This window comes from Acinetobacter sp. YH12252, assembly GCF_013417365.1.
GTDB lineage: Bacteria > Pseudomonadota > Gammaproteobacteria > Pseudomonadales > Moraxellaceae > Acinetobacter > Acinetobacter towneri.
In genome coordinates this window covers 177,769-192,922 of record NZ_VPEA01000006.1, presented here as the reverse complement: position 1 = coordinate 192,922, position 15,154 = coordinate 177,769, and the positions used below count along the sequence as shown (strand labels likewise).

Sequence of the window (15,154 nt, the reverse complement as noted above, 5' to 3'; positions counted from 1 at the left end):
TAAACATCGTTCGATTGCTGGTTTTTTAGCAGGCGTATTTTCTTCACTATGTGCGTATCAACTTTGCCAAAAGAATAAGCCTAAAATTCATGTGATTAAATCTTTGGCTTATCCGTAACTGGGGTTAAGTTAGTCAATCAAGCAATATTAAAAAAACAAGTAAAATCAAAGGTAGATATGCTATTTGTGGTAAATGCCCAATACAATTGGGCATTATGATTGAATCAAAAACTATTATTTTTTATTTGGAAGGCTAGAAGTAAATGCCTCTTGAGGAATCGGTATCTTACGTGATTTAAATATTCTTTCAGATTCAGGTATTTGTTGCATTTGATCTTTCATCCACTCTTGAGACATAACGGGATGATTACTTAATTTTTTCATAGAGGCTTCAGGGTGGAATGGAACTTTAGCCACCTGTGCTGGGAATATCCCCAGTTTATTTAGTTCAGCCTCATAATGATTTTTAAGATCTAGTGTGCTTTGTAGTTGTTCCTTGAGTGCTTTAATTTCATTTTGCAAATTAGAAATAATTGCATCCTGACCTAACTCTATTGGAGCTTTGATCGGTTTAGTATTTTTAAGTGCCTGAAGAGAAAGCTCTTCATCAATAATTCCTCTTTTTATTGGTATTAGCATCCCTGTTTTCTTTGCGTATGTAATTTGTGCTTGGGTATAGCCATATTTATCACAGAAGTCAGTAATACGAATGTTGGTCATGAGCTTAAGAATTCCCAATTGATTGCGATGAAGTAATTATCTGATAATGTCTTTTATTATAAATTAGACATATAAAAATTATCTGATAATTATCTTATTCTAAATTATTTCAGATATATAACATCCTAATGAGAATCATGAAGCTCTTTAGAGTACACATGAAAAATGAATATCAAGCCTGCCATCGTGCAGGCTTTTTTATGCCCAAAATTTAGGAGTCAAGTCATGAGCTTGAATTGTCCCTTTTGTCATTCAACCGACATCATGATTGTTGAAGCGAATGCGCAACAAGCAAATTCAACATTATCAAATCTTGCATCACCCGCAGCTTTAGGGGCCTTAGGTACAACCGTTGCGAAGTCTTTGAATTTGCCTCCCATCGTTGGAGGAATTGCAGGAACTGTACTCGGTGGTTTGTTTAACTCTTTTACAGAACAAAGCACACCTCCGCAGCAAAGTTTGTGCTTCTGCCATAACTGTTACCAAAAATTTCCAACGCATCTTCTGCACTAAAGATCGTTGGTATTAACACAGAATCAAATTTCAAATTAAAAGGAATAAAACTATGGCACATCAACTTGAACAAATGGCTTATGTCGGTGAAACCCCTTGGCATGGGCTAGGGAATCAACTAAGTCAAAACCAACCGATTGAGGTCTGGGCACAGCAGGCAGGCATGGACTGGCGTATCGAGTCATCTAATGTCAGTTATATGGCACAGAATGAACGTGGACAAAGCATCATCATGCCGTATGCAGACCAGCGTGTACTGTATCGTTCTGATACTCATGCACCCTTGTCAGTGGTCAGTCAACGTTTTCAAGAAGTCCAACCTCGTGAGATCTTAGAGTTCTATCGTGATCTAACTGAACAATCAGGCTTTGAATTGGAAACCGCAGGCGTGCTTAAAGGTGGCAAGAAATTCTGGGCGCTGGCACGTACAGGCCAATCTACTGCACTTAAAGGCAAGGATGTCAGTAATGGCTACATTCTGTTGGCAACCGCTTGTGATGGCACCTTGGCAACTACGGCACAATTCACTTCCATTCGTGTTGTCTGCAACAACACCTTGGCGATTGCTTTACGTGGTCAGAACAGTAATGCAAGTGTAGTGAAAGTTCCGCATAGCACCAAGTTTGATGCAGATAAGGTCAAACAGCAATTGGGTATTTCAGTTCGTGCATGGGATGAACACATGTATGAAATGAAGCAGCTCAGTCAGCGTAAAGTCACCCAGTCTGAAGCCGCAGCCTACTTTGATGCTGTATTTAATAACACCACAATGAGTATTGCAGATCAGGAAGAAAATATTATTCAGTTCTACCGTGATGTTGCAACTCAGGCAGCACAGGCAAATGCCAAGGAAAAAGCTGAGCCAAATGCCAAGGCGATGACTAAAGCAATGGAGATGTTTAATGGTCAGGGGCGTGGTGCAACACTTTCATCGTCTAAGGATACCGCTTACGGATTACTCTGTTCGATTACGGAGTTTATCGATCACGAGCGTCGTGCCATGAGTACAGATCATCGACTCGATTCAGCTTGGTTTGGTGCAGGAGCAGCGATCAAGCAACGTGGACTAGAACAGGCTTTACGCATGGTGTCATAGCGTAGAAGGTTAAGTTTTTGCAATGGAAAGTTAGACCTATCCTTTCGATTCTAAAGATAGATTTACATTTTAAAAATAATTAAACCACATCTTCGGGTGTGGTTTTTTTATGCCCTTTATTTGCCATCACCCATATAAAAATGAGGAATCCAATATGAATACAGCAATATTTAACCCATCCATTCAACAAGCGAGCAAACCCTTTATTGCCCCAAAATTGTTTACAGCAAAACGCTTGGTCAATACCAAAAACATGACTCAATCTGAATGGCTTGAAGTCCGTCGCCAAGGCATAGGCAGTAGCGATTGTGCAGCAGCCTGTGGGCTTAATCCTTATATGTCGATATTGGAACTTTGGATGGTCAAGACAGGACGAGTCAAACAATCGATTGAGGATGAAAGTTCAGGTGTCGCTCCTCTCTATTGGGGGAAGCAGCTAGAACCATTGGTGGCTGAGTACTACAGCATGCACACCAATAACAAGGTACGCAGAATCAATGCAGTGCTTCAGCATCCTGATCCTGATAAGCATTTTATGCTGGCTAATCTGGATTACTCCGTTGTGGGTAGTGATGAAGTTCAAATTCTGGAATGCAAAACAGCAGGAGAGTACGGTGCAAAACTTTGGCGAGAGGGTGTGCCTTTATATGTCTTGTGTCAGGTACAACATCAATTGGCAGTGACAGGCAAACGCGCAGCACATGTTTGTGTGCTGATCTGTGGTCATGAAACCAAAATCTTCAAAGTGACGCGCTCCGAATCTGTGATCCAGCATATCATCAATGCAGAACGTTACTTATGGGATTGTGTGGAAAAAGATATACCACCTGATGTGGATGCCAGTGAGTCGGCAGCCAAAGCTATACAGCAGCTCTATCCGCAACATATTCCATTAACTGTTGAAGACTTGAGTCATAACGAACAAGCCAATCAATTGTTTGCTCAACTGATTCAAGAAAAGCATGACATTGAGCAGCATCAAAATAACTTTGATGAAATTAAGCATCAAATCCAGATGTTGATGAAGGATGCTGAACGAGCAACCTTTGCCAATGGTTCGGTGACGTGGAAGAAATCCAAAGATTCAATCAGTTTGGATAGCAAAGCCTTACTAAAACTTCATCCTGAAATGCTTGAGCAGTTTCCACAAAGTAAAGCAGGGACGCGACGTTTTCAGATATATACCGATGACTGAATCCATAACATCGATATTTCTAATCTTCCAAAAAGTGCAAAAAACCACCCCGATCCACCGACTCCCGAAGGAGCGGTGGACTAATAATGGCGGTCTTTGCATTTCATCTGATCTTTAAACGGTTTTGTATTTGCTTACATAACAAAGGGTCAACAGTAAAATTTTATTTAGAGGAAAATTATCATGATTAAAGGTTTAGCAATCACACCACCGATCCTTGGACGTATCAGTATTGGTAAAGTTGTTGAAAAGAACGGTAAACGACTGCCTGAAAAGGACGACCAATTTACCATTACCAGTCAAATCCAAAGCAAGGAGGGGTGGATTAAGCATCCGCTTGATGAGCAATTACGCAGTAAAGCACCGAATCAAAAACTCCGTACCATTCCAGTACGGATGATCTTCAATGATCCTGATCTGAATTTACGAGCAGAGTACACCTTGTTTGATCGACAGACTGGGCGACCTATTTGTGTTGGTGATGGTCAAACTTGTCAGCGTTTAACCAATCAAGGTGTTGAGCAGCAACCATGCCCTTCACCAGACTTATGCTCATTAGCACAAGGAGGAAACTGCAAGCCCTATGGGCGTTTACATGTCAATTTGGATGAAAGTGATGAACTCGGTACATTCATTTTTAGAACCACAGGTTTTAACAGTATCCGCACTTTGGCAGCACGGCTAAATTATTACCATGCAGCATCGAATGGTTTGCTGTCATGTCTACCGTTACAACTGACCCTAAGAGGTAAGTCCACCACGCAAAGCTATCGTACGCCTGTGTATTACGTGGACCTGACACTAAGAGATGGGATTCATTTACAAGAAGCGATTCAAACAGCGAAAGAAATTGATCAACAAAGCAAGGTGGCTGGGTTTAACCAAAATGCTTTAGATCAGATGGCTCTGCAGGGTTATAGCAATGCACAGTTTGAGGTGAATGGGGAGGAAGGCTTGGATTTGGTGGAGGAGTTTTATACGAATGAATCGGAAAATGAAGACGTTGGACAAACACAGACTGTAACAATAGCTCGAACTAAGACGAAGTCTCAGCCGAATCAGGGTGAGGGTTTTGTGCAGGATATGCAGAGAGGGTTGCAGGGGAGTGTGAGGGCAGTGAATTAGTACAAATAAGTAGAAAGGGAGCTTTGGCTCCCAATTTAATCGAGAATCTTGATCATATGACATTTTTATGCAGTGAATGTTTGTTTTATGCTTCAAACTGACAGTATTCGTCTAGGTCATTTTCTGTGTTGAAAGAGATAAAATATTTGCTTTTATTGTGATAGGATTCTTCTAAATTTTAACTTAAAATCGAAATTTAATAATAAATAGTGTGTTTTTGGTCTCTGATTTAAAATTAAGTGAGTGTTGGTTGGTTTTTTTGATAAAAACCAATAGACTTGCTACATTTTTGTATGAAAAGTTGGCTTTCTGTAGTATTCTGGTTAAAAAATCATCAACAAGAATTTATTTTTATGATTTTAGTGGGTTATTGGATATGGTAAGTCGATTCAAGGGAAGTGTTATTTCACGAGTTTCTTTTGCCTGCTGTCTTAGTTTATTTATTTTTACTTATAGCCCTGTGGTTTTTGCTCAACCCAAGGCGGGAAGTAGCATTACTAACATAGCGAGTGGTGACTTTTATGATGAGCAAGGCAACTTGCAAGTCATCAACTCCAATCCCGTTATCCTCACAGTTCAGCCTATTTACTCATTGAGCCTGCAAAGCAATCAGCAGAATATCGGAACTATTGGCAGTAAACTCAATTTTCCTCATGTACTCACCAATACGGGAAATATTGCTGATAGCTATAAAATTACACTGAATCAACTTACAAATGACCAGTTTGATCTAGAAAATATCGCAGTTTATGCGGATCGGGATCAAAATGGTGAGCCTGATGACAATAATAATTTACTCAATACTGCAATTCTGAATTTAGAAGCAGGTGAGTCCGTTGCTGTGGTTGTGGTGGGAAGCATTCCAGTCTACAACATTAGCGCAGGTAATGTTGCAAACTTTACTTTAACTTCAACCAGTCAACATGATCTGGGTAATATTTTATCTGCCACTGTCTCAGATGTTGCAAAGGTGGTGGATGATGCAGTTATTCAGGTGACCAAAGCCCAGAATATCAGCACAGGTAAAACTGGCACAGAAATTACCTATACATTTACCTATAGCAATACAGGAACAGCAGCAGGTCATTTGCAGCTGCAGGACAGTTTACCCAATGATGTGACTTATCTAAGTAATAGCGCGATTTGGGGTAATGGTTCGGAGACACCACTCACCGAAGCAGATGATACGGAGACAGGGGTGAATCAGGCGGTTAAATATATATATGCCAATGGACTGGTTGAGTTTGATATCGCAAGTATTCCTGCGCTCAGTAAAGGAACTTTAAGTTTTAAGGTAAAAGTTAATCCGAATGCAGCGGAAAAAATCAATAACACTGCGAACTATAAACAGTATAAAAATAATACAACTATCTTGTTAAAAGAGACATCAACCAATACCGTTATTTTTACAGTTCAGCAAACCTTAGGGGTGATACTGAATAACTCTTCTGTTGGAAATACTGATGGAGGAACGAATGACTTGCTCACCAAATCAAACACATTTACTGGTGCAGCCAAAGAAATCCAGTTTGATAATTATGTTTGGAATACAGGACAGGCGACAGACAGCTATAATTTAAACATTACAAAAAGTGCAAATGTCCCAAGTTGTGCAGTCACACGCTTATACCAGTCCGATGGGCGTACTTTACTGACAGATAGTAATGCTGACGGTATTATTGATACAGGTTCGATGGCAGCAGGCGCATCGAAAAAAATTGTGTTTGGTGTTTATTTCCCTGCAAATTGTGTTACAGCGACTAATGAAATACTAGATTTTGATGTTAAGGCAACTTCAGTTACAGATACAGCAATTACCAATAGTACTCGTAATCGATTAAACAATACCAATACCGCAGGTTCTAGTGACTTGTATAATAATGATAGTTCAGGAACTGGTATAGGTGCTGTTACATCACCTGGTGGACAGGCATGGGTAAATAAATCAGCAGTTAGGGGTGGAACAGCCGTATTTCCTTTGGTTGTAGAGAATAAGAGTACGGTAATGAATAGCTATAATTTATATGCTTCGGCTGCTGAAATTGATGTCAATAATATCAGTACCAGTTTTCCTGCCCAGTGGATAGTGAAATTCTATGATACGAGTGATGATTGCCAAAGCCTAGGAAATGTAATCAGCAGTACTGGCAATGTAGCAGCGGGTGCAACCAATAAATATTGTGCTGTTGTCACTGTTCCCACTAATACAGACTTGGCTAATCTTCCTATTTGGTTTGCGATAAAATCCCCAATGAATGCACAGGCGGATAGTATTAAGGACCAAGTTGATATTATCCAGAGACAAATGACACTGGCAAATGATCGGCAGGGTCGGGTCAATATTGGTGGCACAGTTGTCTATCTACATACCTTAAAGAATACAGGAACTGTGGTTGAGGGGAATGCAGTAGGCCAGATCACGTTTAGTGTTATTCCGCAAAACCCAAATGATACCTTTACTTATACTTTGTATCATGATGCCAATAATAATGGCGTGATTGATGCGACTGATCCAATGATTAATGATTTATCCATCATTACAGGTGGTTTAGCGCCGCAAGCTTCAATTCAACTTCTCTTAAAAGTCCAGGCACCAACAACGGCAACCAATGGTATGTCTAGTGTGGCGAATATTGTGGTGAAAGCAAACAATACCATTCAGGGGCTGACCTTGGATGATTTACAAAACACTGACTTGACCACGGTAGATCCAACCCAGTTACGTTTGACCAAAGAGCAGGCGAAAGATGAAAACTGTGCCTTAACTTTAGCTACGGTAAGCAGTGCAACCTACGGAAGCACACCACTTCAAGTAAAACCAAATCAATGTGTGAGCTATCGTTTAACCATTAAAAATGAGGGCGCCACCCCAGCTAGTAATATTGTGATTAATGATATTGTGCCTGCTTACAGCCAATTACGTAGTGGTTTACCACCATCTATTAGTCAAGGCACAATCGCTGTAAATAACGATCAAATTGCAGGCAGTGTGGGATCGCTTACACCACAAGGTCAGGCTTCCATGTACTTTTCTATTTGGGTAAGCCCATAAATAGAGCGGATATTAGAGCATGAAGATGATCAATACACTAAATAATAACCGCCCAAAACTGTTTAATTGGGTCTTGACCTTGCTGTGCGTGTTGATGGTCCAGCAATCGGCCTGGGCTGCAACCAACTCGATCATCAGTAACATGGCAGTTGGTGAATATAGCGAAGAGGGCTCAACGGTTGTACAGGTGGCGCGTTCAAATCTTGTCCAAACTACGATTTTGCCTGTGTACTCATTAAATTTGGTGGCAGCCAATAACAAAACAGTAGTGGCGGGACAGACAGTTTATTTTAACCATATCTTAACCAACACCAGTAATGAGACAGATCAATATACTTTCGCTGTAAGCAATAATCCCACTGGTGATGATTTTGATTTTGTGAATAGTAGCCTGATGGTTTATCTGGATGCCAATAATGATGGTATTCCCGATGGATCAGCGATTACAGGTTATACATTGGGTGCAGGTCAGTCCGTTGGACTAATTGTTGCAGCAAGCATACCGAATGCGATTACCACAGGAAAAGTTGCAAATTTAACTTTGATGGTGACATCTGCGAATGGCGCGAGTGGAACAAATAGCAATGTTGACAAGGCAACTGTAACTGACCAGTCAACTCTGGTGGTGCGTAAAAAATTCTCTCAAATCACTGCTGCAAATGGTGATGTGGTCACCATACGTCTGGATTATCAAAATCCAACAAACACAATTGTACCAACGGCAACCTTGACTGACACGTTAGGAAGCAATTTAACCTATGAAGTAAATACTGGTAAATGGAATGGCGTAACTGTATATGATGCAGTGGGGGGAACAGCCGATCCAACAGGAATTAATTATAGTGTCACCTCGAATGTTGTTACCGCAACCCTAACCAATATTCCAGCGAATACGATTGGCTATATCGAATTTAATGTAAAAATTAATAAAAGCATTGCAGGGAAAATTGAGAACGTCATTAATGTAACAGGGCCAACGACAGACACAAGTAATACAGCAGTTGTAAATGTTGCTCCAGTCTATGCTGTCAAAATGAATGGTAGTGCAAGCAACGTCAGTGATAATACCAATATCATTACGGCCAGTGCGGTTCCCCAGGGTGATGAACTTAAATTTACCAACTATGTCTGGAATATAGGGAATACCACAGATCGTTTTAACCTCACTTTAACTAACAGTACATTTCCAGCAGGTAGTCAAATTGAGTTGTATCGTGCGGATGGTGTGACACCATTATTAGACAGTAATGGTGATGGTATTCCTGATACGGGATTATTGGCAGCCAATACCAATATCCCTGTTGTGGTAAAAGTTCGTTTCCCAAGTAGTTATACGGTAACCACAAATACAGTTTTTGAAGTTACACCACAAGCACAGTCTGTGGGTGATGGTGGTAAAACCAGCACGATTAAGGATCAGGGCACTTTAACTCCTGTTTCACAATTGGTGGATTTAACCAATGCTGATAATACGGGGCTGGGTAATGGTGCGGTTGATAATAGTGGCGCTGCATGGAAAACCATAACAGTAAAATCCAGTGATAATGCTGTGACTGGCGGACAGGTAATTTTTCCATTAACAGTGAAACATACAGGTGTTGGAACAGAGTATTTGCTCAGTGCAAATGCCAGCAGTGATTTTTCTAGCCTGACTTTACCCGCAGGCGTAAACCGTGTGCGTTTTTATGCATCCACAAATGGTACAAACTGTAGTGGGTTGGGTAATGAAATTGGTAAGACGATTTATTTAAATAATGCGGAAACCCAACTGGTCTGTGCGGTTGTTGAAGTGGATAAAGTCAATAAAGACGTGACTGTACCAATTTATTTCCGTGTGATCTCAACCAGCTTTGTTGGTACGGATAACCCTGCTCAGGACATGATTAAAAATGCTGTAACGATTGAAAGTGTCAATTCCGTACCCCAATTGGAATTTACACCAGATTTACATGCTCAGGTTGCACCATTGGGCACAGTGGTCTATCGTCATTTACTGACTAACCCTGCTGCTACAGACTTTACGGGGAGCTATGGTTTTATCATCAACAATAGTGAGTCTAGCTTTAACAGTGTACTATTTCTGGATATCGATGGGGATGGCAAGTTCAGCAGTGGGGATTTAAATATTCGTACATTAGCGGACTTACCAGGTGGCAAAGTGGCAGCTCATGAGCAAATTCAACTGCTACTACAGGTCACGAATGTTGCAAATAACAATCTCAATCAGACGAATACAACGATTGTGAGTTTAACGGATAGTAGCAATCAGGTTTTTGCCTCTATTACTGACGTGACTACAGTCAAGCAGTCACAATTAACCCTGACAAAATTGCAGGCACGTGACTTTGATTGTAATGGCACAGCTGATGAGTCCTATACCACAAATAGTCTAAATATCGGTAAACAAGCAAATGGACAAGGTCAGTGTGTTTTGTATAAGGTGATTTTAACCAATACAAGTGCTACTGCTTTGAGTACTGCATTTACTTTTAGAGATATGACGCCAGCCTATACAGTTTTATCTCAATCGCCTATCTGCACATCATGTAGTGGTATGACGGCTCCCACAGTTGGTAATGCTGGTACGGTTTCAGGAACACTAAATAGTGTGGCTGCAAATCAAAGTTATGAATTTAATTTTGGGGTACGCTATGTTGGACAATAATCAAAATATACATAAAAAAATATACGAGTTCAGTATGCGATATTGTGTTGCTTTATGGGTACTCATAGCGACTTGTCTGATTAACCAGAGTATTTTTGCTGTTACATTTGATTCAACACCTGCTACAGCTCGTTTTGAAGTTACGGGTACAACACAATCACCGATTGTACGTGGTGGATCAGGAACACAAGTCATTACAGTTCAGAACAAAGGACCTGATAATTCAACAAATACTGTTGCAACAGTAAACGCAAGTTTATCTACAGGTGTAACAATTGCTTCGGTGACCTCATCTGTGGGATCTTGTTCTGGGAGCGGATCTGGACCTTATACGTGTAGTATAGGTTCTGTAGCGAATGCGGGAACCTTTACTTTAAGCATTACCTATAATGTAAGCCTTGCTGCATCTGTTGGAACAGCACAGCAAATAGCAGTGAGTGTAAATAGTAATCAATATAACCCAGGTAGTGGTGCAGGGGAAATGTTGCACAATGCTTGGGGTGCGATTGGTGCTGAAACAACAGCTTCACAATATGGCGCATTTTGGGTTGGGCGGACGAGTACCACGGCAAATTGTAATACAAAATCATCTTCTTGTTTGTTAGGTTCTGCCTCGGAAGAATATGATCCTTTATTGTCAGCTTGGCCAAAAGATCAGGTCAATCCTACAGGGCAATATTTGAATAGTGCCGCAACAAGTAATAATAACGATACTTATTTTACTAGCGGTACTACAAATCCAACGGTGAGCCAAGTTGTACCGAATATTAGTACCTATGCGTATAAATCATTAGTTTTAGGTCAAGGCAGTAATTTTGTAAATAACCGTCGTGCATGGCAGTTTTCAAGTTATGTTTATATCCCAGCTTCAACCACCAGTGTTTCCCTTTGTGTGGGCACGAGCGGTGCAATGATTGATGATGGTGCTTATATAACGTTAAAGAAATCAACGGATAGTACCCGAACAGTAGTTCAAAGTCCGCGAGATTCTTATGATAGTGCCAATGCTTATGTTGTCACAACGACAGGTTTGAGTGGTGGTTATTATGAATTGGTTTATCGTATGGTTAACCAAAATAATGTGAGTAGTGGTGAGCATGCACCAGGTCAATATGGTGCGGTTGGTATGTCATTCAATGGAGGGGCTTGTACTGATGCAAATTTACAAAATGCCTTAACAGCAGGTTTTCCTGCATATATTAGTATTGTTAACCCGGACTCAGATTTAGCGATTACTAAAACAAATAATACCAGTCTTGCTGTTGGTGGCACATCAACTGATTATATTGTGCGTGTAACAAATAATGGTCCTGATGCTGCTGTAGGTGCGATTTTAAAAGATGCTGCGGTAGCGAGCTTAACTAAAACAGCGATTGCATGTAACACAATTGCAAGTAATAAATGTACTTCTGGTACAACACCAACCATCACCGCGATCGAGTCGGGTTCAGGCTATACTTTACCGACTTTGGCAAATGGTGAGTTTTATGAGTTAAAAATTACAGCTACGGTTGCAAATACAAGTACACTAACTTCTGTTAGTAATACGGCGACTGTAACAGCACCAGCAAATACAACAGATTCTGTATCAACCAATAATAGTGCAACAGATACGGATAGTATTCGAGCGCGTATTCGAATTGCAAAAATCTCTAATAATGGATTTGGTTCTTTTGATTTTACGGGACTGACCAATTTACAAGATAGCAGTGGTAATAGTGTAACAACGGATACGGTGACTACTACAGCCAGTGGAAGTGCAGTTACATCTAGCAACTCTCTCTATAGTTCAAATTTAAATAATGCAGTTTTGATAAGCGAGACCATTCCTGCCAACTATAATTTAAGTTCTGCCAGTTGTATTGATAGTAATGCAGCGAACTCGGGAAATCCTGCAACAGCATTTGGTACATTGTCATCCGGTCAATTGACGATCCCTGCTGCAAATATTGTGGCGGGTGCAAATATTGTTTGTACATTTACCAATAATCGTAAGAGTGCAACTTTCCGAATTTCAAAAGCTTGGGGAGCCAATAGTATAAGTGGTAATGTTGCTCAGATTGCAGCAACAACTGGTTTGACGAATAATACCAGTGCATTAACGAGTACAGCTCCAACCAATGTGAATGGTTCTAGTGTGACTGTATATGCGGGAGAAACAGTTACTTTGCCTGCAGAAACAATGACTACAGGAAATATCAATAATTATAATACGGTATTGTCTTGTAGTGCAGGAGGCGGGGCAACGGCAAATAGTCTTTCTGGTACAAATGGTCAGAGTAGCAACTCTTTAACTGTTGGTGCTGGTGATGAATCTAAATTAATAACATGTACCTATACCAACACCCGTAAGAGTGCAACGTTGACACTAAGAAAGACATGGACGAATGCCAAACTCAATGATGCAGCGACAGTTAGTGCGACAGGCTTAACTAGCTTAAGCTCAACAGCGGATACCGCAAATGAAACAGATGCAGGCACAGCACAAACTGTTTATGCAGGTGATGTGATTACACTGTCAGAAACGATCACAACAGGTGCAGGAAACTATACAGCTGGCTTAGCATGTACAGGGAATACAACGGCCTTAAGTGGTTCGCAACTGACAGTCAATGCTTCAGATAGCTCAGTGGTATGTACCTATACCAACATTCGTAAGAGTGCAACACTTACCTTAAGAAAGACATGGACGAATGCTAAGATTGCGGATTCTGTGACGGTTAATAGTGCAGGGTTTATTAATAATGCTTCTGTATCTTCGGTTGTAACAACTTCTGGAAATGACACAGCAACAAGTACTGTTGTGACAGTTTATGCTGGAGAGGTCGGAACAATTGTTGAGAATTTTATAGTGGGTAATCCTACGGATTATAATTCATCATTAGCTTGTTCTGGGACAACTGGATTAGTAGGTAATTCACTCACAATAAATGGGAATGATACAAATGTACTTTGTGTTTACACTAATAGTAGAGTGACTCAAGTTATAATCTCTGGCAAAGTGTTTAATGATAATAGCGGTACAACAAATAACATTACTAATGCTTACAATGGTATCCAAGATAATGGTGAGCTTGGAATTGCGAATAGTTTAATTGTTCTGAATGACTGTAACTCAGCACAAGTAGCTACAATGAAGACGAATGCTAATGGTGAATATAGCTTTAGTGTTAATCAGAATTTATTACCATCATCTTTTTGTATCGTTCAGCAGAATTTACCTGAATATATTTCTGTCAGTGCCGATAGTATAGAGGTAGCAAAAACAAGTGCGACCAGCTATCCAAACAATAACTTTGCTGATGTTAAACTCAATGTACTTTTAACTGAAGATGGACAACATACTATTACCGCAGGTGAAGTGACTGATTATCCCCACCGTTTAAGTACCCAGGCCCCTGTTTGGGTAACAAAGTTGGAACAAACCCAATCAAACTCAAGCAATGATCAACCTTGGCAGGCATTGGTTTATCGGGATAGTGACTGTAATGGTAAGGTAGATATGGGTGAAGTTGTATTTAACCCAACTGCTGCAAGTACTGTTCTATTACAGCCAAGTGTTGATATTTGCCTTGTACAACGTGTATTTGCACCAAGCAATGTATTTGCTGGAGCGCAGCATATTGGCACATTACAGGCAACCTATGCAGTAAGTTCATTAAGTCTAACAGATCAAAAAACCCAACAGCGTCAGGATGTGACACTAATTGGCAGTGCAGGCCTGACATTGACAAAAAAAGTACGTGCAGTAAGCAGTTGTTCATCAACTCCGTCTGATTCATTAGGCTTTTTAGTAAATAACCAAGCCACAAAACAACAGAATTTAGAGTATGAGATCACCTATAAAAATAATAGTGTGAAGAACCTACAGAATGTCAAAGTAAAAGATAGTTTACCAACTGGTACTAATTTTGGCAGTCTAAGTTGCGGCCTAACACCAAGTGGAAATACTTGTAATGCAACACGTTCTGGAGAAGTTCTTGAATGGACTTTAACAGGTTTGCTAAAACCATCAGCCACAGGAACTTTAAGATTTTGTGTTAGTCAGTAAACAGAACCTATCACAGATCGGTAGGTTGAAAAACGTGCAAAGGGCTTCGGTGAGGAAAGATGGTATGGAATTTGCTTTGGCTGAAAGTAATACAATATTTTTTGTAAAAGTGTGAAGTAAATCAAACAAATTTGTTGATTGTTGATATACTTTTGTAAAAAATGGTTAACGTTTTTTTGGATGGCAAATGTACTGTTCAAAAATAAAAGAGAAGACTAGGAATAATTGAATGGCGTATTTGAACAATATGTACAAGAAATGTTTGCTTGGTACTGCGGTTCTTGTTTTGGCTGGAAGTGTATTCGCTGAGCCTAAAACGACAAAAGAGCCCGTTTCAGTAGAACTCAAAACTTTCCTGATCAGTGCAGGCACTGATGGGAAACCAACCTCAAAGCTGGTGACCAAGGTAAAACCCAATGATGTGATTGAGTATCGGGCAACGTATACCAATAATACCACTGGGAAAATCAAGAATCTGGCCGCGACTTTACCAATACCTGTAGAAACTCAATTTTTGGCGAAGTCTCAGCCAGAAAATGCTGAAGCAAGTACCGACGGTACACATTTCGCCCCAATGCCTTTAAAACGCAAAGAGGGTAATCAAATGGTGAATGTACCACTGAAAGATTATCGTGCATTGCGTTGGACCATTGCGGAACTTCCTGCTGGAAAGTCTGTGACGGTTTCTGCTCAAACACGCGTAAACAGTGAAAAAACAAGTAATTAATTGGCATTTT

General features: G+C 40.3%; 9 protein-coding genes and 1 pseudogene. 9 read left to right on the top strand and 1 reads right to left on the bottom strand.

From position 1 onward, the window contains the following. Positions 1–118: pseudogene (locus tag FTV28_RS08280) on the top strand (IS982 family transposase); the annotation flags it as partial. A 116-nt stretch (positions 119–234) separates the two neighbouring features. Here the strand turns inward: FTV28_RS08280 and FTV28_RS08275 are convergent. After that, on the bottom strand, positions 235–720 hold the full coding sequence (locus FTV28_RS08275) for a hypothetical protein (protein ID WP_034681928.1): 486 nt from the start codon (positions 718–720) through the stop codon (positions 235–237). Between the two features lie 225 nt (positions 721–945). Between FTV28_RS08275 and FTV28_RS08270 the strand changes: the two genes are divergently transcribed. The 8 genes from FTV28_RS08270 (at position 946) to FTV28_RS08235 (ending at position 15,144) form a co-directional block, all read left to right on the top strand. Beyond that, positions 946–1,233 carry a hypothetical protein gene (locus FTV28_RS08270; protein ID WP_016654406.1) on the top strand — a complete coding sequence of 96 codons (288 nt, stop codon included), beginning with the start codon at positions 946–948 and terminating at the stop codon, positions 1,231–1,233. 52 nt (positions 1,234–1,285) lie between these two features. Further along, on the top strand, positions 1,286–2,329 hold the full coding sequence (locus FTV28_RS08265) for a DUF932 domain-containing protein (protein ID WP_179990095.1): 1,044 nt from the start codon (positions 1,286–1,288) through the stop codon (positions 2,327–2,329). A 154-nt stretch (positions 2,330–2,483) separates the two neighbouring features. Beyond that, positions 2,484–3,524, top strand: a complete 1,041-nt coding sequence (locus FTV28_RS08260; protein ID WP_179990093.1) for a YqaJ viral recombinase family protein — start codon at positions 2,484–2,486, stop codon at positions 3,522–3,524. Positions 3,525–3,707: 183 nt separating this feature from the next. Next, positions 3,708–4,649, top strand: a complete 942-nt coding sequence (locus FTV28_RS08255) for a hydrolase or metal-binding protein (RefSeq protein ID WP_179990091.1) — start codon at positions 3,708–3,710, stop codon at positions 4,647–4,649. A 376-nt stretch (positions 4,650–5,025) separates the two neighbouring features. Next, positions 5,026–7,701 (top strand): DUF11 domain-containing protein, encoded by a 2,676-nt coding sequence (locus FTV28_RS08250; protein WP_179990103.1) that lies wholly within the window; start codon positions 5,026–5,028, stop codon positions 7,699–7,701. A gap of 19 nt (positions 7,702–7,720) precedes the next feature. Beyond that, a complete protein-coding gene (locus FTV28_RS08245) occupies positions 7,721–10,366 on the top strand; it encodes an isopeptide-forming domain-containing fimbrial protein (RefSeq protein ID WP_179990089.1) in 2,646 nt (881 codons plus the stop codon). Then, complete coding sequence (locus tag FTV28_RS08240; protein ID WP_179990087.1) at positions 10,353–14,417, top strand: S-layer family protein; 4,065 nt, start codon at positions 10,353–10,355, stop codon at positions 14,415–14,417. Before FTV28_RS08245 ends, FTV28_RS08240 begins: the two co-directional genes overlap by 14 nt. A 229-nt stretch (positions 14,418–14,646) precedes the next feature. Beyond that, positions 14,647–15,144 (top strand): hypothetical protein, encoded by a 498-nt coding sequence (locus FTV28_RS08235; protein ID WP_179990085.1) that lies wholly within the window; start codon positions 14,647–14,649, stop codon positions 15,142–15,144. Positions 15,145–15,154 lie beyond the last annotated feature (10 nt).

Bases quoted from the DNA above. Each gene is read 5' to 3' on its own strand.
- FTV28_RS08260 (WP_179990093.1), top strand. From the start codon at position 2,484: ATGAATACAGCAATATTTAACCCATCCATTCAACAAGCGAGCAAACCC.
- FTV28_RS08235 (WP_179990085.1), top strand. From the start codon at position 14,647: ATGGCGTATTTGAACAATATGTACAAGAAATGTTTGCTTGGTACTGCG.
- FTV28_RS08275 (WP_034681928.1), bottom strand. From the start codon at position 720: ATGACCAACATTCGTATTACTGACTTCTGTGATAAATATGGCTATACC.
- FTV28_RS08250 (WP_179990103.1), top strand. From the start codon at position 5,026: ATGGTAAGTCGATTCAAGGGAAGTGTTATTTCACGAGTTTCTTTTGCC.
- FTV28_RS08270 (WP_016654406.1), top strand. From the start codon at position 946: ATGAGCTTGAATTGTCCCTTTTGTCATTCAACCGACATCATGATTGTT.
- FTV28_RS08265 (WP_179990095.1), top strand. From the start codon at position 1,286: ATGGCACATCAACTTGAACAAATGGCTTATGTCGGTGAAACCCCTTGG.
- FTV28_RS08255 (WP_179990091.1), top strand. From the start codon at position 3,708: ATGATTAAAGGTTTAGCAATCACACCACCGATCCTTGGACGTATCAGT.
- FTV28_RS08240 (WP_179990087.1), top strand. From the start codon at position 10,353: ATGTTGGACAATAATCAAAATATACATAAAAAAATATACGAGTTCAGT.
- FTV28_RS08245 (WP_179990089.1), top strand. From the start codon at position 7,721: ATGAAGATGATCAATACACTAAATAATAACCGCCCAAAACTGTTTAAT.